20 protein-coding genes and 1 tRNA gene are annotated in these 20,707 nt (G+C 70.0%); 11 read left to right on the top strand and 10 right to left on the bottom strand.

The features are described from left to right. The first annotated feature begins 605 nt into the window (after nucleotides 1–605). Entirely contained in the window at nucleotides 606–1,202 is a 597-nt protein-coding gene (locus E8A49_RS08815; RefSeq protein WP_293379203.1) for a PEPxxWA-CTERM sorting domain-containing protein, read from the top strand. Between the two features lie 2 nt (nucleotides 1,203–1,204). Here E8A49_RS08815 and E8A49_RS08820 read toward each other — a convergent pair whose 3' ends face one another. The 4 genes from E8A49_RS08820 to cpdR all read right to left on the bottom strand — a co-directional run bounded on the left by E8A49_RS08820 (nucleotide 1,205) and on the right by cpdR (nucleotide 4,290). Next, nucleotides 1,205–2,428 carry a diguanylate cyclase gene (locus E8A49_RS08820; protein WP_293379205.1) on the bottom strand — a complete coding sequence of 408 codons (1,224 nt, stop codon included), beginning with the start codon at nucleotides 2,426–2,428 and terminating at the stop codon, nucleotides 1,205–1,207. Between the two features lie 155 nt (nucleotides 2,429–2,583). After that, entirely contained in the window at nucleotides 2,584–3,597 is a 1,014-nt protein-coding gene (locus E8A49_RS08825) for a helix-turn-helix domain-containing protein (RefSeq protein WP_293379230.1), read from the bottom strand. A gap of 199 nt (nucleotides 3,598–3,796) precedes the next feature. Continuing rightward, nucleotides 3,797–3,871: transfer RNA gene (locus tag E8A49_RS08830), tRNA-Val, on the bottom strand. A gap of 62 nt (nucleotides 3,872–3,933) precedes the next feature. Next, a complete protein-coding gene (cpdR, locus tag E8A49_RS08835; RefSeq protein WP_293379233.1) occupies nucleotides 3,934–4,290 on the bottom strand; it encodes a cell cycle two-component system response regulator CpdR in 357 nt (118 codons plus the stop codon). A gap of 120 nt (nucleotides 4,291–4,410) precedes the next feature. On the opposite strand from cpdR, the gene E8A49_RS08840 reads away from it, so the two are divergent. The 5 genes from E8A49_RS08840 (at nucleotide 4,411) to E8A49_RS08860 (ending at nucleotide 11,011) form a co-directional block, all read left to right on the top strand. After that, nucleotides 4,411–5,316, top strand: coding sequence for an N-formylglutamate amidohydrolase (locus E8A49_RS08840; RefSeq protein ID WP_293379314.1), 906 nt, complete (start codon nucleotides 4,411–4,413; stop codon nucleotides 5,314–5,316). A 22-nt stretch (nucleotides 5,317–5,338) separates the two neighbouring features. Continuing rightward, nucleotides 5,339–7,309 carry a tetratricopeptide repeat protein gene (locus E8A49_RS08845; protein WP_293379236.1) on the top strand — a complete coding sequence of 657 codons (1,971 nt, stop codon included), beginning with the start codon at nucleotides 5,339–5,341 and terminating at the stop codon, nucleotides 7,307–7,309. 378 nt (nucleotides 7,310–7,687) lie between these two features. Beyond that, a complete protein-coding gene (gene typA / locus E8A49_RS08850) occupies nucleotides 7,688–9,520 on the top strand; it encodes a translational GTPase TypA (RefSeq protein ID WP_293379239.1) in 1,833 nt (610 codons plus the stop codon). Nucleotides 9,521–9,568: 48 nt separating this feature from the next. Further along, nucleotides 9,569–10,258 carry a hemolysin III family protein gene (locus E8A49_RS08855; RefSeq protein WP_293379242.1) on the top strand — a complete coding sequence of 230 codons (690 nt, stop codon included), beginning with the start codon at nucleotides 9,569–9,571 and terminating at the stop codon, nucleotides 10,256–10,258. 174 nt (nucleotides 10,259–10,432) lie between these two features. Beyond that, the gene (locus tag E8A49_RS08860; protein WP_293379245.1) at nucleotides 10,433–11,011 is read left to right on the top strand and encodes a hypothetical protein; all 579 of its coding nucleotides are present in this window, start codon (nucleotides 10,433–10,435) and stop codon (nucleotides 11,009–11,011) included. Here E8A49_RS08860 and E8A49_RS08865 read toward each other — a convergent pair. Then, entirely contained in the window at nucleotides 10,992–11,444 is a 453-nt protein-coding gene (locus E8A49_RS08865) for a GNAT family N-acetyltransferase (RefSeq protein WP_293379248.1), read from the bottom strand. The genes E8A49_RS08860 and E8A49_RS08865 overlap by 20 nt on opposite strands. Nucleotides 11,445–11,505: 61 nt before the next feature. On the opposite strand from E8A49_RS08865, the gene E8A49_RS08870 reads away from it, so the two are divergent. Then, nucleotides 11,506–12,672: an aminotransferase gene (locus E8A49_RS08870; RefSeq protein ID WP_293379317.1), complete on the top strand. Its 1,167-nt coding sequence runs from the start codon at nucleotides 11,506–11,508 to the stop codon at nucleotides 12,670–12,672. Between the two features lie 7 nt (nucleotides 12,673–12,679). On the opposite strand, the gene E8A49_RS08875 is transcribed toward E8A49_RS08870, so the two are convergent. Both E8A49_RS08875 and E8A49_RS08880 read right to left on the bottom strand, forming a co-directional pair. Beyond that, nucleotides 12,680–13,441 carry a helix-turn-helix transcriptional regulator gene (locus E8A49_RS08875; RefSeq protein ID WP_293379251.1) on the bottom strand — a complete coding sequence of 254 codons (762 nt, stop codon included), beginning with the start codon at nucleotides 13,439–13,441 and terminating at the stop codon, nucleotides 12,680–12,682. Continuing rightward, nucleotides 13,438–13,818: a VOC family protein gene (locus E8A49_RS08880; protein ID WP_293379254.1), complete on the bottom strand. Its 381-nt coding sequence runs from the start codon at nucleotides 13,816–13,818 to the stop codon at nucleotides 13,438–13,440. The genes E8A49_RS08875 and E8A49_RS08880 overlap by 4 nt, the downstream gene beginning before the upstream one ends. 183 nt (nucleotides 13,819–14,001) lie before the next feature. Between E8A49_RS08880 and E8A49_RS08885 the strand changes: the two genes are divergently transcribed. Further along, nucleotides 14,002–14,424 (top strand): GFA family protein, encoded by a 423-nt coding sequence (locus E8A49_RS08885; protein WP_293379257.1) that lies wholly within the window; start codon nucleotides 14,002–14,004, stop codon nucleotides 14,422–14,424. Between the two features lie 10 nt (nucleotides 14,425–14,434). Here the strand turns inward: E8A49_RS08885 and E8A49_RS08890 are convergent, their stop codons facing one another. Further along, nucleotides 14,435–15,220 (bottom strand): SDR family oxidoreductase, encoded by a 786-nt coding sequence (locus E8A49_RS08890; RefSeq protein ID WP_293379320.1) that lies wholly within the window; start codon nucleotides 15,218–15,220, stop codon nucleotides 14,435–14,437. A 102-nt stretch (nucleotides 15,221–15,322) separates the two neighbouring features. Beyond that, the gene (locus E8A49_RS08895) at nucleotides 15,323–16,069 is read right to left on the bottom strand and encodes an extensin family protein (RefSeq protein ID WP_293379260.1); all 747 of its coding nucleotides are present in this window, start codon (nucleotides 16,067–16,069) and stop codon (nucleotides 15,323–15,325) included. An 86-nt stretch (nucleotides 16,070–16,155) separates the two neighbouring features. On the opposite strand from E8A49_RS08895, the gene E8A49_RS08900 reads away from it, so the two are divergent. Continuing rightward, on the top strand, nucleotides 16,156–17,631 hold the full coding sequence (locus E8A49_RS08900) for a M20 family peptidase (protein WP_293379264.1): 1,476 nt from the start codon (nucleotides 16,156–16,158) through the stop codon (nucleotides 17,629–17,631). Here the strand turns inward: E8A49_RS08900 and E8A49_RS08905 are convergent. Continuing rightward, a complete protein-coding gene (locus tag E8A49_RS08905; RefSeq protein WP_293379266.1) occupies nucleotides 17,628–18,152 on the bottom strand; it encodes a DUF1993 family protein in 525 nt (174 codons plus the stop codon). The two genes, E8A49_RS08900 and E8A49_RS08905, sit on opposite strands and share 4 nt — an antisense overlap. A gap of 146 nt (nucleotides 18,153–18,298) precedes the next feature. Between E8A49_RS08905 and E8A49_RS08910 the strand changes: the two genes are divergently transcribed. Then, complete coding sequence (locus E8A49_RS08910) at nucleotides 18,299–18,922, top strand: ATP-dependent Clp protease proteolytic subunit (RefSeq protein ID WP_293379269.1); 624 nt, start codon at nucleotides 18,299–18,301, stop codon at nucleotides 18,920–18,922. A gap of 163 nt (nucleotides 18,923–19,085) precedes the next feature. Continuing rightward, entirely contained in the window at nucleotides 19,086–20,702 is a 1,617-nt protein-coding gene (locus tag E8A49_RS08915; protein WP_293379272.1) for an alpha-amylase family glycosyl hydrolase, read from the top strand. Nucleotides 20,703–20,707 lie beyond the last annotated feature (5 nt).

Here is a 20,707-nt window from a genome sequence, read left to right on the forward strand (position 1 = left end):
GAACATGCGGTTTCATCTTTGCTGTTTGCTGAGCTCTACACTCAGCGGGCACCAAATACCCCTGGGAACGGCGAAGGTTCCGCCAGCCTTCACAAAGTATTAAAATAATCCGGAATTGATGCAATTTGGCGATATGCTCGGATTAGTTGTGAATTTCTGATCCCGAGGCGCCGATCTTCAGTGGATCGCCGGCAATATTGCCATCTTGCGTAGATTGTATCGACATCACAACCTATGCGGACATGCCACGCCGCGCGCGCAGAGACACGCTCCGCGGCGATTGAGGGTCACCCCTACCCGACCATAGAGCTATCCGCGCGCCGGCCCCGCGGGGCGTTTGAGACCCACGGCTAACGGTTTGAGACGCCGTCCAAAACGCCTCCGCCGGCGCCCGGGTATCGTCCGGCCTTGCCGAGGGCGCCGCCGAACACGCAGCTCCCATCGGTCTTCGGGCGGCTTTTGGGGGGACTCTACAGATGCGGGCGCAAGAACCGGCGCATTCGCGATTTGCCTCCTCGCTTCAACGGGGCGGCTAGTGCGGCTCCCCACCTTCGCGCCAGCCGCCGAAGGCATCGTCTCGATCCCTGAATTTTTAGGAGTTCCAGATGTTCCGCGCTTTATCCCTCCTCGCCACGGCCGCCGCCGGCGCCCTGCTGGCCTTTCCCACCTGCGCCGGAACGGTGATGGTCCAGGGGCTCGGCCTGTTCTCGGCCACAGCCCCGAGCACCGCCCACGTCGCGCCAAACGAGAGCTTCACGTTCTCCTTCGACCTGCAAAGTCCGGTGACGCCGTCCACGCAGCAGGGCGCCGACCTGTTCGTCACCGGGATCACGGACTGCGCCTACACGCTCGGCGGCGTGTCGCAGGCGGTCACCCTGGACTCCGTCGAGTTCGACCCGGATGGCTTCGCCCTGTCGTTCGGCGATCAGACGAAACTCGAGTTTGTCGGCGCCGACCTCGGCAGCGACGGGACCGTCCAGACGCCGACCTGGGGGTCCTACGCGGTCTTCGTGCTCACGCCGCCGCCGCATGTGGTTCCCTCGATCCGGATGCCGTCCGCCGCGCTTGCGCCGCAACAGATCGGCACGGCCATGGTGGTCACCACCGGCCCTGGGCCGGAACCCGCGTCCTGGGCCCTGCTCATCGCGGGCTTCGGCGCGACCGGCGCTGCGCTGCGCCGTCGGCGGGCGGTCCTGGCGTGAGATCAGCCGGCGTCCGACGCCGAATCAACAAGCCGTTGCGGCCGCCGCAGGGACACCACAACGCCCGCGGCGTCGAGGTCGAGGTCGCGGTCGCCGGGCGCGCAGCAAACCCGATCGCGCCCTTCGCCCTTGGCCTGGTAGGACGCCTTGTCGGCGCGGCGCATCAGCTCGGCGAGGCTTTCGCCCGGACGAAGCTGAGCGACCCCGCCGCTGACCGTAAAGGGCGGCAGGTCGTCCTCGCCCGGCCTGCGCCGGCGGATGGCTTCGGCGGACCGCCACACGGTCTCAGCGCCCGCGTTCTCGAGCAGCAGGACGAACTCCTCGCCGCCCAGCCGCCCGACCGCCGCGCCCGCCGGCGCCAGCGCCCGAAGCCGCGCTGCGAAGGCGACGATGACGCTGTCGCCCACCGCGTGGCCGAAGGTGTCGTTGATGCGCTTGAAGTGATCGAGGTCGAACACCGCCACCGCGACGGGCCGCCTCGCCGGCAAGGCGCGCGCGATCGCCTGCTGCGCCTGGCGGTCGAAGCCCCGCCGGTTGGGCAGGCCGGACAGCGGATCCGTCTCCGACGCCATCTGCGATTCCAGGATCGCCTTCTGAGCGACGATCAGGAGCATCAGGAGGCCCGCCGCGAGCAGCAGGAGGCCGCTGCTCGCCTGCGACAGCAGGGCGTAGGTCGTGCGCGAGTAGCTTTCCAGGGTCCGTCCGGCGCCGAAGGTCACCGCCAGGAACGGCTTGATCATGAAGTTCATGGCCAGCAGCGCGAACACCCCGGCCAGCGCCAGGTGCAGCGGCCGGCGGTCGACCGCCAGCACGGTGCTGAGGGCCTGGATGGCCGCCAGCGCGAAGGGCAGCTGATAGGCCATTCCATAGGCCAGGGTGTCGCGCGGATCCGTTCCGATCGTCGCCCGCAGCGTCAGCCCCAGCACGAAGATCGCGGCCGCCGCGCCCCATGACGGGCGGCGGCCGTGGAACAGGCTGAAGGTGATCGAGCTCGACAGGGTGGCGAGCAGGAAGCTGGCGTAGCTCGCCCACTCCGTCACCGCCGGCGCGCCGACGATCGGCGCCATCAGGTCGCTGGCCGGCGACATGATGCCGATCAGATAGCTGACGCTGAACCCTAGCGCCGCACGGTGCTGCCGGTTGGTGAGCGCGAAGACCGCATAGCCCGCGGCGAACAGCGCTCCCGCGCCGATATTGACCGCCAGAACACCTTCCGCGCCGCTCATGCTGTGGTCCCCCCAGGGCGCGCTGGACCCCGAGGCCGCCGCCGCAAAGGATACGGATCGCCGGCGGCCCGCGGCTTTGCGCGGCGTGCCAATCGCTTGTCGGATTGTCCCAGATCCGCCGGCGCCAGGATCAAGCGGCGAGGGCGGCCGCGCGCTCAGACCAGGTCGCCGACCGCCTTCCGGTAGAGCTCGACCGCGCTGGCGGTCGGGGCGGCGTTGTGGATCGGGGCGAAGGCGAGCTGCGTGCGGAGTTCGCTCATCGAATAGCCGAAGGTCCGCCGGAACAGCCGGGCCAGGTTCGGCGGGTCCGGAAAGCCGTGGTCCGCGCCGAGTTCGGTGAGAGAGCGCCGGTCCAGCGGATCGGCCACCGTGCGGTGCAGGCGGCGCAGCCGCCGCAGGCGGTCGTAGGCCGCCACCCCGCCATCGCCGCGGAACGCCCGGTAGAGGCTGGAACGGGTGGTGGCCAGCGACTGCACCATGCGCGCCATGTCCAGCTCGCCCGGCGGCTGGGCGTCGATGTAGGCGCGGGCCCGGGCCGAGAGGCTGGGCAGGCGGGCTTGCGGCGCGGGGTCTTCCGGCGCCCCGCTCAGCACGGCGTTGGCCAGGAGGTCCCGCAGGATCCGCGACAGGGACGCGGCGGCGGTCAGCGGCCTAAAGGGCAACTGCTGGACCAGCGCGCCCATGAACGAGACGAAGAGCCGGGTCTCCGGCGAACGTTGCAGGCGGCCGTGGACCTCGATGCGCCCAGTGGCGGCCTCGAGAAACGAGGTGGCGATGGAGATGGCGATGGTCTGCTGGCGCTCGGCGTTGTCGCAGCGCCCCAACATCCGCAGGTTGGCCAGGATGATGTCGCCGGCTTGGCAGTCCTGGTCGAGGCCGGGGGCCCGGAACCGGCTGTGGCCGTCGCGCGGGACCACCACCAGGAAGTGGCTGGCGGCCGTGGCGCTGAGATAGGCGGCGCTGCGGTCCATGGAGAAGGGATCGACCGTCTGGGCTGAGACCAGCAGGCCGTCGAGGCGCCAGAAACGCGCGCTCGCGTGAAACGGCCCTCCATGCGGCCGGCCGACCTCCGAATGGGCGGTGAAGGCGGCCCAGGCGGCGAACTGCTGATCCTCCGGCAGCACGCCAGACTCGAAGCTATGGGTCTCGATGAGTTGGGACCGATCCATCGAATCCGGATTGAACCGCAGGCCGCACAGGACACAAGCCCCGCCGCCGCGCCGTCAGGCCCGTGGGACATCGCGACAAGCAATCGGCGCGAGCCAACAAGCTTACGGCCGTCTGCGCCTCAGCGCGCCGCGGCCGTGGACGCCCGGACAGAAGCTGGAAAGCAACGGCAGACCAGATCGCCTAAGCCGTTGAGAAGGATGGTGGACGCGGCTGGGATCGAACCAGCGACCCCCTCGATGTCAACGAGGTGCTCTCCCGCTGAGCTACGCGTCCGTATCCGGTGGTCTCGGGAAGGCGGGGATATACCGGCGAGGCCCCCGCCGTGCAAGCACCGCCTAGGCGGCGATCATCCGCTCCACCTCGGAGACGATCTCGCGCAGGTGGATGGGCTTGCTGAGCACCTTGGAGCCGGCCGGCGCCTGGCTGCCGGCGGCCAGGGCCACGGCGGCGAAGCCGGTGATGAACATGATGCGCAGGTCCGGGTGCAGGGCGGCGGCCTGGCGGGCCACCTCGATGCCGTCCATGCCCGGCATGACGATGTCGGTGAGCAGGAGGTCCCACTCCTGGTCGAGCACCGCGGCGGCCTCGTCGCCGTCGGCGCAGGCGGTCACCTCATAGCCCGCGCGCTCCAGGGCCCGGGCCAGGAAACCCCGGAGGCTGTCGTCGTCTTCGGCCAGGAGGATGCGGGGCATGGGGTCCCTAAGGGAAAGCCAGATCGGGAGTTGAGCAGGAAACACCGAACATAGCTTCGGATCGGTAAAGGCGCGATGAACCCTTTGACCCTTTCCGAGGCAGGGCGTTCTATGCACGCGATGAATGCTTGGGAGCCGATCGCCGCCGAGGATACGCCTGCGCGCGGGGCGTTTGGGCTGCGGCGCGCGGCCGCAGAGGGCCAGGCGCCGCCGACTCCGCTGGTCTTCGCCTCGCCGCACTCGGGGCGCGACTACCCCGAGGACATGATGTCCGCCGCGGCGCTGGACGCACAGACCATCCGCCGGTCGGAGGACGCCTTCGTCGACGACCTGATCGCCGCCGCCCCCGGCCTGGGCGCGGCCACCATCACCGCCCGCTACGCCCGCGCCTACATCGACCTGAACCGTGAGGCCTTCGAGCTCGACCCCGGCATGTTCGAGGACGAGCTGCCGGAGTTCGCCCGCGCCCGCACCGCCCGGGTGGCCGCGGGCCTGGGCGCCATCGCCCGCGTGGTCTCCGAGGGCCAGGAGATCTACGCCCGCAAGCTGACCTTCTCCGAGGCGCGCGGCCGGATCGAGGGCGCGCACCGGCCCTATCACGCGGCCCTGGAGCGGCTGATCGCCGAGGCGCACCGCACGCACGGGGTGGCGATCCTGATCGACTGGCACTCCATGCCGGCCGCCGCGGCCAAGGCCGGCGGGCGCGACCGGCCCTGCGACATGGTGCTGGGCGACCGCTTCGGCGCGGCCTGCTCGGGCCAGCTCACCCAGAAGGTGGAGCGCGAGCTGGAGGCCATGGGCTACCGCGTGGCGCGCAACACGCCCTACGCCGGCGGCTACACCACCGAGCACTACGGCCGCCCTGCCCGGCGCACCCACGCCTTGCAGATCGAGATCAACCGCGGCCTCTACCTCGACGAGGCGACGCTGACGCCCACGGCGGGCTTCGCGCGGCTGAAGGCCAACCTGGAACGGCTGGCCGGCGCGCTGGCGGCCGCCGACTGGAGTGGGCTAAAGGCTTCCTGACGCCGCACGGGACCGCCGCGACTTGCCAGAAACCCCACCGCAGACCGCCGCCGAGTGGCGCGGCGCCGGCGCTGACCACTATCGCGCCGGACGGTTGGCGGAGGCCGAGACGGCGACCCGCGCATCACTGCGTCTGGAGCCCCGCGACACCGCCGCCCTAGCCAACCTGGGCGCCATCCTGCGCGCCCAGCGCAGGCCGCTGGAGGCCCTGGAGACCTTGGACCGAGCCCTGGCCATCGCGCCCGGCGAGGCGTTTGTCCTGGTGAACCACGCCAATGTGCTGAACGAGCTGCAGCGCTTCGCCGAGGCGTTTGCGAGCGCTGACCGCGCGCTGGCGATCGTCCCCGACCATGCCCTCGCGCACCTCGCCCGCGGCAACGCCCTGGCTGGGCTGGGCCGCCGGCCGGAAGCCGTCGCGGACTTCCGGGAATGCCTTCGCCTGTCCCCCGACAACGCCAGCGCCCGGTTCAACCTGGCCGCCGTCCTGGTCGCGGCGGGCGACGCCGATCAGGCGCTGGCGGTCTATGACGCCGCCATCGCCAGCGGCCGGAACGTCGCCAGCGCCTATGCGGAGCGCGGCCACCTTCTGGCGCGCCTCGAACGCTGGGCCGGGGCGGCGGAGGCTTACGACCGCGCCTGTGACCTCGACCCCGGCCAACCCTACCTGGCCGGCCAACGCCTCCACGCCCGTATGAAGATCTGCGACTGGCGGGACTTCGACCGCCTGGCGGCGGAGCTCGGCGCGCGGATCGACGCCGGCGAGCTCGCAGCCATCCCGTTCCCCGTCGCGGCCATGCCCCTGACGGCGGCCCAGCAGCTGCGCTGCGCCCGGACCTACGCCGCGGCGACGCTTCCTGTGCTGCCGCGGCCCGCCGCGCCGCCGCCCAGCCCGCGCATCCGCCTCGGCTACTTCTCCGCCGACTTCCATGAGCATGCGACGGCCTTCCTGATCGCCGAGGCCCTGGAGCTGCACGATCGGTCGGCCTTCGAGGTCACCGTCTTCTCGTTCGGCCCCTCGGACGAGACGCCGATGCGCACCCGGCTGAAGGCGGCCTGCGAGCATTTCCTCGACGTGGCCGACCTCGATCCCGCGGCGATCGCCCGATTGGCGGCGCTGCGCGGCCTCGACATCGCCGTGGACCTGAAGGGCCTCACCGGGAACTCCCGCGCCAAGATCTTCGCGGTCGGCGCGGCGCCGGTCCAGGTGAGCTTCCTGGGCTATCCGATGACCACCGGCGCCGCGTGCTGGGACTATCTGATCGCCGACCGTGTCCTGATCGGACCTGAGGACGTAGGCGACTATTCGGAAAAGGTGGCGTGGCTGCCCAACAGCTATCAGCCGAACGACCGCAAGCGCCTCGTGGCCGCCGAGCCGACGACCCGGGCCGACCACGGCCTGTCGGCCGACGCCTTCGTGTTCGCCAGCTTCAACGGGTCCTACAAGATCACGCCCACGGTGTTCGCCCTCTGGATGGACCTCCTGAAGGCGGCGCCGGGCAGCGTGCTGTGGCTGTTGCGCGACGCGGCGGCCGGCAATCTGCGGCGCGCGGCGGGCGAGGCGGGCCTCGACCCCGCCCGGCTGGTCTTCGCGCCCACGCAGCCGGCGCCGCGGCATCGCGCGCGGATCGCCCGCGCCGACCTCTTCCTCGACAGCCTGCCCTGCGGCGCCCACACCACCGCGAGCGACGCGCTCTGGGCGGGCCTGCCGCTGATCACCTGCCGGGGCGCGACCTTCGCGGGCCGGGTGGCCGCCAGCCTGCTGACCGCGGCCGGCCTGCCGGACCTGATCGTCGAGAGCCTGGCGGACTACCGCGCGCTCGCCCTGGGTTTGGCGCGCGATGCGGAACGTCTGGGCGAGGTGCGCGCGCGGGTGGCGGCCGCCAGGACCTCGGCCCTGTTCGACACCCCGGCCTATGTCCGGGACCTGGAAGGCCTATATCGCCGGATGCACGAGCGCCGTCTGCGCGGCCTGCCGCCGGACCATCTGCCCTAGCCGCTGGGCTAAGGCCCAAAAAAAAGCCGCGCCCGAAGGCGCGGCAGTTCATAGGGAGGAAACGCCCAGGAAGGGCAGAGGCGTCAGGGACGCCTCACAACTGCAATGTACGGTGCGATGCACAACGGCGCAAGCAGGTGCGACAAAAAACCTGCATTTTCATGACGGTTGCACAGGAAAACCCAGCCTTTTCCAGGCCTTGTGCGACGCTGCGTCATCCCCATTTAGGTTGCAGCGCACAACAGCGTTACCACACGGGCGGGGACGCAGGGTCGCGGCGGCGAACTCCAAGCTGGCGGTTGTCGCTGTCCTCCCCTACAAGCCCGCCGTCGTCGCCGCCTGCGCGCCCTCCCGAATCCCGGACTTTCCGAAATCCCCATGTCGCTCCGCAACATCGCCATTATCGCCCACGTCGACCACGGCAAGACCACGCTCGTCGACCAATTGCTCGCTCAGTCGGGCATCTTCCGCGCCAACGAGGCCCATGCCGAACGCGCCATGGACTCCAACGACCAGGAGCGCGAGCGCGGCATCACCATCCTGGCCAAATGCACCTCGGTGCTGTGGCACGGCGAGGCCGGCGACACGCGCATCAACATCATCGACACCCCCGGCCACGCCGACTTCGGCGGCGAGGTGGAGCGGATTCTCGGCATGGTGGACGGCTGCGTCCTGCTGGTCGACGCCGAGGAAGGCGTCATGCCGCAGACCAAGTTCGTGCTGGGCAAGGCGCTGAAGATGGGCCTGCGGCCCATCGTCTGCCTGAACAAGGTGGACCGGCCGCACGCCGACCCGGACCGGGTGCTGAACGACGCCTTCGATCTCTTCGCGGCCATGGGCGCCACCGACGACCAGCTCGACTTCCCGCACCTCTACGCCTCCGGCAAGCAGGGCTGGGCGACGCTGGACATGAACAAGCCGTCGGAGACCCTGGCCCCGCTGTTCGACCTGATCGTCAGCCACGTGCCGGAGCCCAAGGCCGTGGCGCGCAAGGACGAACCCTTCCAGATCCTCTCGGTGCTGATCGAGAACGACCCGTTCCTGGGCCGCCTGCTGACCGGGCGGATCGAGAGCGGCAAGGCGACGCCGGGCCTGGCCATCCATGCCCTGGGCATTGACGGCCGGGAGGTCGAGCGCGGCCGGATCACCAAGGTGCTGGCCTTCCGCGGCCTGAAGCGCCAGCCGATCGAGGACGCCGAGGCCGGCGACATCGTGGCCATCGCGGGCCTCTCCAAGGCGACCGTGGCCGACACCCTCTGCGCCATGGAGGTCGCGGAGGCGCTGCCGGCCCAGCCCATCGACCCGCCGACCATCTCCATGACCGTCAGCGTCAACGACAGCCCGCTGGCCGGCCGCGAGGGCGACAAGGTGCAAAGCCGGGTCATCGCCGCGCGCCTCTTGAAGGAAGCCGAGTCCAACGTCGCCATCCGGGTCACCGAGACCTCGGAGAAGGACGCCTATGAGGTCGCCGGCCGCGGCGAACTCCAACTCGGCGTGCTGATCGAAAGCATGCGCCGCGAGGGCTTCGAGCTCTCCATCTCCCGTCCGCGGGTGGTGTTCCAGACCGACGCCGAGACCGGCGAGCGGATGGAGCCCATCGAGGACGTGATGATCGACGTGGACGAGGAGTTCACCGGCATCGTCATCGAGAAGCTGTCCGCCCGGAAGGCCGAGCTGAAGGACATGGGCCCGTCGGGCGCGGGCAAGACCCGCATCAGCCTGATGAGCCCCTCGCGCTCGCTGATCGGCTACCAGGGCGAGTTCCTGACCGACACCCGCGGCTCGGGCGTGCTGAACCGGGTGTTCAGCCACTATGAGCCTTACAAGGGCGCCATCGATGCCGGCCGCAAGGGCGTGCTGGTCTCCAACTCCGACGGCGAGACGGCGGCCTACGCCCTGTGGAACCTGGAAGAGCGCGGGACCATGTTCGTGGGCGCCGGCGAGAAGACCTACCAGGGCATGATCATCGGCGAGAACTCCCGGTCCGACGACCTGGACGTCAATCCGATGAAGGCCAAGCAGCTGACCAACGTGCGCGCCTCCGGCAAGGACGAGGCTGTGCGCCTGACCCCGCCGCGCCGACCGACCCTCGAACAGGCCATCGCCTACATCGAGGAGGACGAGCTGGTGGAGGTGACGCCCAAGTCGATCCGCCTGCGCAAGAAGGTGCTGAATCCCAGCTTCCGCAAGAAGCGCGTCAAGGAAGACTAGCCGCGGACCGCCAGCCGTGAGAGGGCTTTAGGCAAGGGAGATCGTCCCATGAGCCCGCCGTCCCTGCCTGCCCTGACCAGCCTGCCGGCCAAGCCGCCGCGGCACTATCCGACGCCGGCCGCCAAGTGCGCCGACCTGGTGGTCCATGTGGTGGGGCTGACCCTGGCGCTGGTGGGCGGGATCGTCCTCCTGCTGCTGGCGGTCAAGGCGCGCTCGATCACCGCGGTGGTGGGCGTCTCGATCTACGCGGCGGGCCTGCTCGCCATGCTGGCCTTCTCCACCGCCTACAACTTCGCCAAGGCGCGCTACCGGCCGGTGCTGCGCCGGCTGGACCACGCCGGCATCTTCCTGATGATCGCCGGCTCCTACACGCCCTTCACCATCCACAACCTGACCGGCGGCTGGGCGTGGGGCATGACCATCGCGGTCTGGTCGCTGGCCGCGGTGGGCGCGCTCGGCAAGCTGTTCCTGACCCGGGTCGACCGCCGGCTGTGGGTCGCCGTCTACCTGGCTCTGGGCTGGCTGGTGGTCGTGGCCCTGAAGCCGATGATCGACCACGTCGCCTGGTACGCCCTGCTGCTGCTGCTGGCCGGCGGCGTACTCTATTCGACCGGCGTGGTCTTCTATGTGAACAAGCGCCTGAAGTTCGCCCGCGCCATCTGGCACGGCCATGTGGTGGCCGCCGCCGCGACCCACTGGGCCGCCGTCCTGCTGGGCGTGGTGTTGGCGACGCGCTAGGCGCGCGCGCTCCGACCCGACTGGCGAACCCAGCCTGAAACGGCGGATGGCCGCATAGCCGACATTTCGCGCCTGTAGTCTCACGGACATTCGCGGGCCCTAGTCCTGGCGGCGCCCGTGCGGGCCTTGGCCTTCACTCCGAGGAAGAGCGCGATGCAGAAGCCGTTTCCCGTCATGGCCGCCGCGGGCCTCGTCGCGCTCGTCGCCTTCGGCGCCCCGTCGGCCGCATCCGCCGCCGGGCTTCAGGACGAAAATCTGATCATCGAGATCCCCAAGGGCTTCATCGTCGGAAAGCAGGGCGAGAACGGCCCGATGATCGGCGCCGAATACATCCCTCAGGGCGAGACGGTGCTGTCGTGGACGCGGATGATCACGGTGCAGGTCTTCCGGAACATCAAGAACGGCGATCCGAACGGGTTTGCGGAGGGCGTCAAGAAAGGGTGGCTGTCCGCCTGTCCAGGATCGGAGGTCATCAAGATCAAGGACGGCGTGGAGAACGGCTATCCGTTCGCCGTCTGGCAATTCACCTGCCCGAACAATCCGCAGACGAGCAAGCCGGAGAATATGTACACCAAGCTCATCAGCGGAACCGACGCGCTCTACTCCGTCCAGTACGCCTATCGCTTGCCGCTGACCAAGGAGATGATCCTGCCGACGATGACCTACCTGGGCAACGTCAAGGTCTGCGACACCCGGCTGGCTGACCGCCCATGCGCGGCGGCGTTTCCACAGCCTAGTACCGCCGCTCCATGAAGACGTCGGCCCGGGCGTACTCCGTCTCAGCCGGCGCCAAGTGCTCGAACCCCATGGCGCGATAGAGGCCCAGCGCCGGCGCCAGGCTGGAATTGGTCTCCAGATAGAGCCGCGGGACGCCGTCCTCGGCGCCCGCGTCGATGCAACGCTGCATCAAGAGCCGGCCAAGGCCGGATCCCCGCACGGCCTCGGACACGGTCATCTTGGCCACCTCATAGCCGCCGTCAGCCATCTTCAGGAGGGCCACGCAACCCACCGCTTCGCCATCCTGCAAGGCCATGAAGATCCGCCCGCCCTTGGCGAGGATCTTGCCCTGCGGGTCCTCCAGCACCTCGCGGTCCTTGGGCTCCAGCACGAAGTGTTTCGAGATCCAGGCCTCGTTCAGCACCTTGAAGGCCTGGGCGTGGCCGGGCTCGAACGCGACGATCTCCATGGACGGACGCCCCTCGCTGCGGTCATGAAGGCGAACCGCCGCCTTCATGACCGATGATCTAATGCCCAACCCGATCTTCTCAAGCCTGCCGATGACCGTCTTCGAGGAGATGTCTGGCCTCGCCCGATCCTTAAGCGCCATCAACCTCGGCCAGGGCTTCCCCGACGATCCGGGGCCACAGGCGATCCGCGAGAAGGCCGCCGACGCGGTGCTGAACGGCTACAACCAATATCCGCCCATGGCCGGCCTGCCGGAGCTGCGCACGGCGGTCGCCGCCCACTATGCCCGCGCCCAGGGCCTCGACCTCGACCCGATGAGCGAGGTCACGATCACCTCCGGCGCCACCGAGGCGCTGGCGGCGGCCTTCCTGGGCCTGATCGAGCCCGGCGACGAGGTGATCGTCTTCCAGCCGCTCTACGATTCCTATCTGCCGATGATCCGCCTGGCGGGAGGCGTCCCCAAGCTCGTCAGCCTGCAGCCGCCGCACTGGCGGTTCGACCGGGCGATGCTGGAGGCCGCCTTCAGCGAACGCACCCGCTTCGTGGTGCTGAACAATCCGAACAATCCGGCGGGGACCGTCCTGCCGGACGAGGACCTCGCCCTGCTGGCCGAGCTCTGCGTCGCCCACGACGTAATCGCCATCTGCGACGAGGTCTGGGAGCAGGTGGTGTTCGGAAACGCCCGCCACCGGCCGCTGATCGCCCTGCCTGGCATGCGCGAGCGGACGGTCAAGATCGGCTCGGCCGGCAAGATGTTCGGCCTGACGGGCTGGAAGGTGGGCTTCCTCTGCGCCGCGCCGGGGCTGACCCACACCCTGGCCCGCGCCCACCAGTTCCTGACCTTCACCACCGCCCCCAACCTGCAGGCCGCCGTAGCCTTCGGGCTCGACAACGCCGGCGACTGGTTCCACGCCATGCCGCGCGCCCTGGAGCGGTCCCGCGACCGTCTGGCCGCGGGCCTGCGCCGCGAGGGCTTCGCGACCCTGCCGACCCAGGGGACTTATTTCCTGAACGTCGACCTCACGGCGTCCGGCATTCCCTTGAGCGACCGCGAGTTCTGTCTGCGGGCGGTGAAGGAGGCGGGCGTCGCGGCCATCCCGGTCTCGGCCCTCTACGAGGAGGATCCGGTCACCCACATCGTGCGCCTGTGCCTGGCCAAGCGCGACGAAACCCTGGACGCCGGGATCGAACGGCTGGCCAAGGCGCGCGACCTGCTCCGCGCGGGATAGGCGAAGCTCAGCGGGCGCGGTAGCGGCCCGGCGTCTGGCCGAACTGCCGATGGAAGGCGCTGATGAAGGCGCTGACGCTGTCGTAGCCGCAATCCAGCGCCACAGCGGTCACCGCCTCGCCGGACGACAGGCGCGCCGCCGCGTGGATCATCCGCGCCTTCTGCCGCCAGGCTTCCAGGGACAGGCCGGTCTCGCGGGGGAAGATCCGCTGCAAGGTGCGCAGCGAGGCGCCCGCGGCCCGGGCCAGCGCCGGCAGGCCGGCGCGGTCGTCCGGCGCGGCCTGCAGCCGTTCCGCCAGCGCCAGGGCGCGCGGGTCGAGCGGCAGCGGCAGGGCCATGTCCTGCCGCGGGGCCGCGGCGATCAGGTCGACCAGCACCGCGGCCATCCGCGCCTGCTGCGGTTCCTGCGGCCCCAGCATGCCGGCCGCCAGGATGTGCAGGATCAGCTCGCGCAGAAGCGGTCCCACCTCGAGCACCCAGGGCGCCTCGCCCAGCGGCGCGGCGATCCGCGGCGAGATGTAGAGGGTCCGCAGGGCCACCTGGCCGCGCATCCGGATCGCGTGGGGCCGCATCGGCGGCAACCAGATCGCCCGGGTCGGCGGCGCCAGCCAGCGCCGGCCCTGCGCGGTCACCAGCATGGCGCCGGTGCGGCCATAGACCAGCTGTCCCCAAGGGTGGTCGTGGTCGCCGAGCTGGAACCCGTCCGGATAGGTCGAGGCCAGGGAGCGGACGAGGAAGCCGTCGCCGGCGTCCAGCTCGGCCGCGCTCATGCGTCCCACACACCCTTGTCGTACTGCATGGCGCCCAGGACGTTGCCTTCGGGGTCCCGGAAGTAGATCAGGTCGCCGACGCCCTCGATCCGCACCCGCGGCATCAGGATCTGGCCGCCGCCGGCTTCGACGGCGGCGATGGTCGCGGCCAGATCCTCGACGCCGAAGCTGGTCTCCAGGGCGTTCAGCTTCAGGTCGGGCGTGATCGCGCGGCGGCCCTGCAAGGCGCCCAACATCCCCGCGCCCGCGTCGCGGGTCTGGTAGAAGCCAGGCGGGCCCCAGGGTGTGAACCGCCAGCCGAAGACCTCCTCATAGAACCGCTTGGCGCGCGGCATGTCGTCGGCGTTGATCGCGAAATGGCGGAAGGTGGCGGGCATCGGAACCTCCGGGGTTTTGACGAGGTTCGCAGCATCGCGCGGGCCGGTGTGGCGCGCTTGCGTTATTACGCCGATCTATGCCGGAAACGCGCCAATGCTGGGACATCGCCGGCCCGCCCTGGTTCCCTTTCCGGCTGTCCCTCCATAGGGTTCATCGAACGTTGATCTCAATGGAGGGCGATCATGGCTTACATCGGACGCTGTTTCTGCGGCGCGGTGGAGGTGGAGGTCAGCGGCGAGCCGGAGGGCATGGGCTATTGCCACTGCGCCTCGTGCCGGTCCTGGTCGGGCGGGCCGGTCAACGCCTTCAGCCTGTGGAAGCCGGAGGCCGTGACGGTCACCAAGGGCGCGGACAAGGTGGCGACCTTCAACGCCACCGAGGTCAGCTACCGCAAGTTCTGCACCGAATGCGGCGGCCACCTGATGACCGACCACCCGCCGCTCGGCCTGGTGGACGTCTTCGCCGCCACCATCCCGACGCTGGCCTTCGCGCCGGGCCTGCACGTGAACTACCAGGAGACCGTCCTGCCGATGAGGGACGGCCTGCCCAAGCTGCGCGACTTCCCCAACGACTTCGGCGGCTCCGGCGAGACGATGGCGGAGTAGGGCGCGCGCCTCAGCAGGTGCTCCCGCCGTCCACCACGATCGTCTGACCCGTGGTCCAGGCCCCCGCGCGGCTGGCCAGGTAGACGGCCGCCCCGGCCAGGTCGTCGGGCTCGCCCAGGCGGCGCAGCGGCGTGCCGGAGCTGGCGCGCTCCTCGCCGGCCGGGGTGTCCCACAGGGCCTTGGCGAAGTCGGTCTTCACCAGGCCGGGGGCCACGCAGTTCACCCGGATGTTGTGCGGCCCCAGCTCCTTGGCGAGGTTGCGGGCCAACTGCATGTCGGCGGCCTTGGAAATGCAGTAGGCGCCGATCACCTCCGAGCCGCGCAGGCCGCCGATGGAGGAGACGATGATGATCGCCCCGTCCTTCCGCGCCTTCATCTCCGGCGCGACCATCTGGATCATCCAGTTGTTGGCCACGATGTTGTTCGACAGGATCTTGTTGAAAGCGTCGTCCGAGATGTCGAGCTGGCTGCCGTAGTAGGGGTTGGAGGCGGCGTTGCAGACCAGGATGTCGATCTTGCCGAACGCCTTTCGGGTCTCGTCCATCAGCCGCTGGAGGTCGTCCTTCGAGGAGATGTTGGCCGGGACGGCGATGGCGTGGCCCGCGCTGCGGGCGTTGATGGCGGCGGCCACCTCCTCGCAGGGACCGGCCTTGCGCGAGGAGATCACCACCTTGGCGCCATGGGCCGCCATCTGCTCGGCGATGGCCTTGCCGATGCCGCGCGAGGAGCCGGTGATCACCGCGACCTTGCCGGTCAGGTCGAACAGCTTGCCGGTGAGGGTCTCAGGCTTGTCCATCACATCGCTCATGGCGCGCTCCTCTAAAACGTCCGTTTGATTGGCGGCCATTTGCGGTGCGGGCGCCTTTCCCGTCAAGGCGGCCAGGCCGGACGCCGGGCCCTAGCGGCAGATGTGGTTGCGGCCCTCGTCGAAGTGCAGGTGGTCGTGGTGCTCGAGGTTGTAGTCGGGGCTGAGCACCGCCCCGAACCAGTGGCAGCCGCCGTCGCGGACCGCGCGCAGGAACCGGCCGGCCGGGTCGTCGGCGTGGAAGTCCTTCGCCACGGTGACCGTCTCGCCCGAGGCCGTGCGGAAGCCCGCCACGTCGATGGCGTTGGCGTAGGCGTGCTCGCTGAGGCGTCCATCGACCTCGTTGTAGAGGTTGCGGCAGGCGAAGGTCCCCAGGTGCGCCACCTCGCTGACCGGCCCGCCCAGGAGGCCGATGGCGGCGGGCTGCAGCACGTGGCGGTCCCAGAGGGCGTAGCCCAGCGCCAGGCGGCAGGACATCTGGGGCGCGGCGGGCTTCAGCGGGGTGAGGCCCGGGCCCTCCAGGCGCACGCTGTTGAACGGCATGCAGCGGCCGGCCCGCCGGTCGGGCTCGTCGCGGAGGGCCACGCCGCCTTCCGCCAGCACCTGGCGGCAGAGGACGGGATCGTTCCGCATGTGCCGGTACTTCCACACCGTCGCCAGGCCCACCGGCTGGTCGAGGCGCAGCGGCGTCCAGGGCAGGTCCTGCGGCGGCGCCCAGGCGTTGGCCATCAGCCCCAGCGCGCAGGCGGCCAGGATCAGGTCCAGGCCAGCCGCGGCCAACCCCGCCAGGAGGCGCGCCGCCGGGGACGCCGGAGGGATGGAGAAACTGGAGACCCGCACTCTCCCGGAACGGACGCCGAGCCACGGCGGTTCAGCCGCCGCGCCGATTGCCCTATGGTCGCCGCCGAACGGGGAGTCGAGGCCGCATGCGTCTGTTGAGCCGGATCGCGCTGGCGGTCTTCCTGGCGGTGCTCGCCGTGATCGCCGTGGCGTTGGTGCGTACGCTGACCTACCGGCCGCCCGGCGAGGTCTCGACCGCCGATGTGCGGGTCGTCCCCGCCGCCCCCTTCGACGTCGCCCAGGCCGCCCAACACCTGTCGCAGGCCGTGCAGATCCAGACCGTCAGCCATCAGGACCTGGCCGACGACCAGCCCGACGAATGGCGCAAGCTGCACGACTTCCTCAGCGCGACCTATCCGGCGGCGCACGCGGCCATGACCCGCGAGATCGTCGGCAAGAACACCCTGGTCTACACCTGGAAGGGCTCGAACCCCGCGCTCGCCCCCATCGTGCTGATGGCCCACCAGGACGTGGTGCCGGTGACGGCGGGGACCGAGGGCGACTGGAAGCACCCGCCCTTCTCCGGCGCCATCGCCGACGGCGCGGTCTGGGGCCGCGGCTCCATCGACGACAAGGGCTCGCTGATCACCCTGTTCGAGGGCGCCGAGGCCTTGGCCAGGACCGGCTTCAAGCCGCGCCGCACGGTGATCATCGTCTCCGGCGAGGACGAGGAGACCCACGGGACCGGCGCCCGCGCCGCTGCGGCGCTCTTGAAATCGCGGGGGATCAAGGCGCAGTTCGTGCTCGACGAGGGCCTGGTCGAACTGACCGACAACCCGGTCACCGGCGGCAAGCTCTCGCTGATCGGTACGGCGGAGAAGGGCTATGCGACGCTGAAGGTCACCGCCAGGGCCGAGGGCGGCCACTCCTCGGCGCCGCCGCGCGACGGCGGCGGGGTGGTGGAGCTGTCGAAGGCGGTGGCGGCCATCGCCGACCATGGCTTCCCCATGGACTTCCGCGGACCCGGCGCGGCCATGCTGCAGAGCGTGGCCCCCAGGGCGCCGTTCGTCGTGCGGATGGCGGTGGCCAATCCGTGGCTGTTCAAGCCGATGCTGATCCGCCAGATCGGCGCCACAGCCTCCGGCGCGGCCCTGCTGCACACCACCATCGCGCCCACCATGCTGCGGGGCAGCCCCAAGGAGAACGTCCTGCCGCAGGATGCCGCGGCCTGGATCAACTACCGCATCGCGCCCGGCGACACCTCGGCCAGCGTCATGGCGCGGGCCAAGGCGGCGGTGCGCGGCCTGCCGGTGGCGCTCGCCTGGGTCGATGCGCCTTCCGAGCCCTCGCCGGTCTCGTCCACCGCCTCCGGCGGCTGGAAGGTGATCTCCGCCGTCGCCAGCCAGGTGACCGGCGCGGCCGTGGCCCCCAGCCTGGTCACCGCCGGCACCGACAGCCGCTACCTGCAGGGCGTGGCGAGCGACGTCTACCGCTTCCAGCCCATGGCGTTCGGCCTCGCGGACGTGGAGATGATCCACGGCACCAACGAGCACCTGACGCTGGCCAACCTGCAGCAGTGCGTGCAGTTCTACGCGCGCCTCATCGCCACGGCGGCGGGCTAGGGCGTCTTCGTCCGCAGCCGGCCCTCGTAATCCCGCTTGCCGATCGGCGCGCCCCGCGACCGCAGGATGTCGTAGGCGGTCACCGCGTGGAAATGGAAGTTGGGCAGCGAGAAGGACAGGAAGAAGTCCTCCGCCGTGAAGGCCAACCGCCGCGGGCCGATCTGCAGGTCCAGGTCCTTGCCGGCGCAGCCGTTGACCTCTTCGGGGTCGAACGCGTTCAGCGCCGCGACCGAGCGGGCCACCATCGCCTGCAGGTCGGCGAAGGGCTGCGAGCCGATCAGCCCCGGCGGGTCGAACACTCCGGTCGTTACCGCTTCCACACCGCATACGGCGTGGTGGCACAGGGCTTCGATCTGGAAATGGAAAGGCGCCATGTCGTCGATCAGCCGGGCGTCCACGAAGTCGTCCGGGTCGCCGCCCGCCTCCGCGCAATGCCTGGCCGCGCGGTCGAGGAAGCCGGCCACCGCCTCCGCCGTCTGCAGGAAGCTGCCCACGCTGAGGGCGTAGAGTGAGGCCGCCATCGAAGATCCTCCGGGAGTTTCGGCGCCGATACTGCCACGCCGCCCTTCGGCCCGTCAGGCCCGGCGCGTCGGAATCGGCAGACGCCCCCTTGCGGTGGCCGCTCCGGCGACGCACGTTCCGCTCACTTGGAATTCACGAGGACTACATGCGCGAGATCTACCGGGACTACCTCGACGACGAAGACGAGGACGACGAGGACAAGGGCCGCCAGCCCGACATGCCGATGACCTCCGGGCCGGTGCAGAACGCGCTCTTCAAGTCGCGGACCGTCCTCGTGTTCGGCGAGATCGACATGCGCCTGGCCGAGCGGGTCACCGCCCAGATCACCGCCTTCGCCGCCGAGAACGACAAGCCGATCCGGATGATCATCAACTCGCCCGGCGGCCACGTCGAAAGCGGCGACACCATCCACGACATGATCCGCTTCTGCGGCGTCGAGGTGAAGGTGATCGGCACCGGCTGGGTCGCCAGCGCCGGCGCGCACATCTTCCTGGGGGCCAAGAAGGAAAACCGCCTCTGCCTGCCCAACACCCGCTTCCTGCTGCACCAGCCGGCCGGCGGCATGCGCGGCCAGGCCAGCGACATCCAGATCGAGGCCGAGCAGATCATCAAGATGCGCGACCGCGTGAACCGGATGATCGCCAAGGAAACCGGCCAGCCCGTCGAGCGGATCGTCAAGGACACCCAGCGGAACTTTTGGATGAGCGCCGAGGAAGCCGTCGACTACGGCATCGTCTCGCGCATCATCAACAACACGTCGGAAGTCTGAGCGAATAGATCCTCCCCTGGCCGAAGGCCAATTTGGGGGAGGTGGATCGGCGCGAAGCGACGAGACGGAGGGGGTTTCCGCCGCAGAGCCGGCGGGCGTGAACCCCCTCAGTCAGCTTCGCTGACAGCTCCCCCTGAGGGGGAGCATCTGGGAGGCTGATCCGATGGGCAGACCCTGGTGGAAGGGCGCGGTCCTCTATCATGTCTACGTCCGCAGCTTCTTCGACTCGGACGGCGATGGGCATGGCGACCTGCCGGGTGTCGAGGCCAAGCTGGACTACATCCGCAGCCTGGGCGTCGACGGGATCTGGTTGTCGCCGATCCATCCCTCGCCGAACCGCGACTGGGGCTATGACGTCGCCGACTACGAGGGCGTCCAGGCCGACTATGGGACGGCGGAGGACTTCCAGCGCCTGCTGGACGCCGCTCACGCCCACGGGCTGAAGGTCGTCCTCGACGAGGTGCTGAGCCATACCTCCGACGTCCATCCCTGGTTCGTGGAAAGCCTGACCGGCGGCGCCGACGGGCCCAAGGCCGACTGGTACGTCTGGGCCGACCCACAGGCCGACGGGACCGCGCCCAACAACTGGCTCTCGGTGTTCGGCGGCCCGGCCTGGGCCTACCAACCGGCGCGGCGGCGGCACTACCACCACAAGTTCCTGCGCCAGCAGCCGAAGCTGAACTGGCGCAGCGAGGCGGCGCGGGAGGCCGCGCTCAGCGTCCTCGATCATTGGCTGGCCAAGGGGGTCGACGGCTTCCGGCTCGACGTGGCCGGCACCTTCCTGCACGACGCGGCCCTGACGCCCAACCCGCCCGTGCCGATGGCCGAGCGCACCAAGTACGACTGGTCCCACGCCGGCAACCTGCAGCGGCACCTCCACGATTCCAACCTGCCGGAGAATGTCGAGACCCTGGAGGTGATCCGCCGGCGTGTCGAGGCGCACGATGGCCGGAACGGGGGCGAGCGCTTCGTGTTCGGCGAGTTCTCGGAGGAGGAGGAACGCTGCGGCGCCTATCTCTCGCCCGGCGAAGGCCTGCACTCGGCCTACACCTTCGTCCTGCTGCTGGCCCGGACGCTCTCGCCGCAGTTCGTCAAGGACCACTACGCGACGCTGGCCGCCCATCCGGCGCACTGGCCGACCATCAGCTTCTCCAATCACGACGCGCCGCGCACCGTCAGCCGGTTCGGCGGCGAGGACGCCTCACCGGAGCTGGCCCGGCTGCTGTTCGCCCTGCTGCTCAGCCTGAAGGGCACGACCCTGATCTACCAGGGCGAGGAGCTGGGCCTGCCGCAGGCGAGCTTGCGCCGCGACCAGCTGCGCGACCCGGTGGGCGACCTCTACTGGCCCTACACCGGCGGGCGCGACGGTTGCCGAACGCCGATGCCGTGGTCGCCAGGCCACGCCCTCGGTTTCACCGCCGGGACGCCCTGGCTGCCCGCCGCCGCCGAGCACGCCGGCCTGACCGTCGAGGCGCAGGACGCGGACCCCGACTCCACGCTGAACTTCGCCCGTGCGATGATCGAATTCCGCCGGGAATCCGCGGCCATGACAATGGGCGAGCTCTCCTTCCTCGACCTGCCCGATCCGGTCCTGGGCTTCGTGCGCCGCGACGGCGCCGAGGCCATCGCCTGCCTGTTCAACATGAGCGCCGAGCCGCGGTTCGTCGACGCGCCGGACCTGGAGGGCGCGAGCCTGCTCGAGGTGCGCGCCGGCGACGCCGAACTGCGCGGCGGCTCCATCGGCCTGTCGGAATACGCCGCGGTCTTCCTGCGGCTCTGACGCAG

This window comes from Phenylobacterium sp. (assembly GCF_004799515.1).
In the GTDB taxonomy this organism is placed as follows: Bacteria; Pseudomonadota; Alphaproteobacteria; order Caulobacterales; family Caulobacteraceae; genus Phenylobacterium.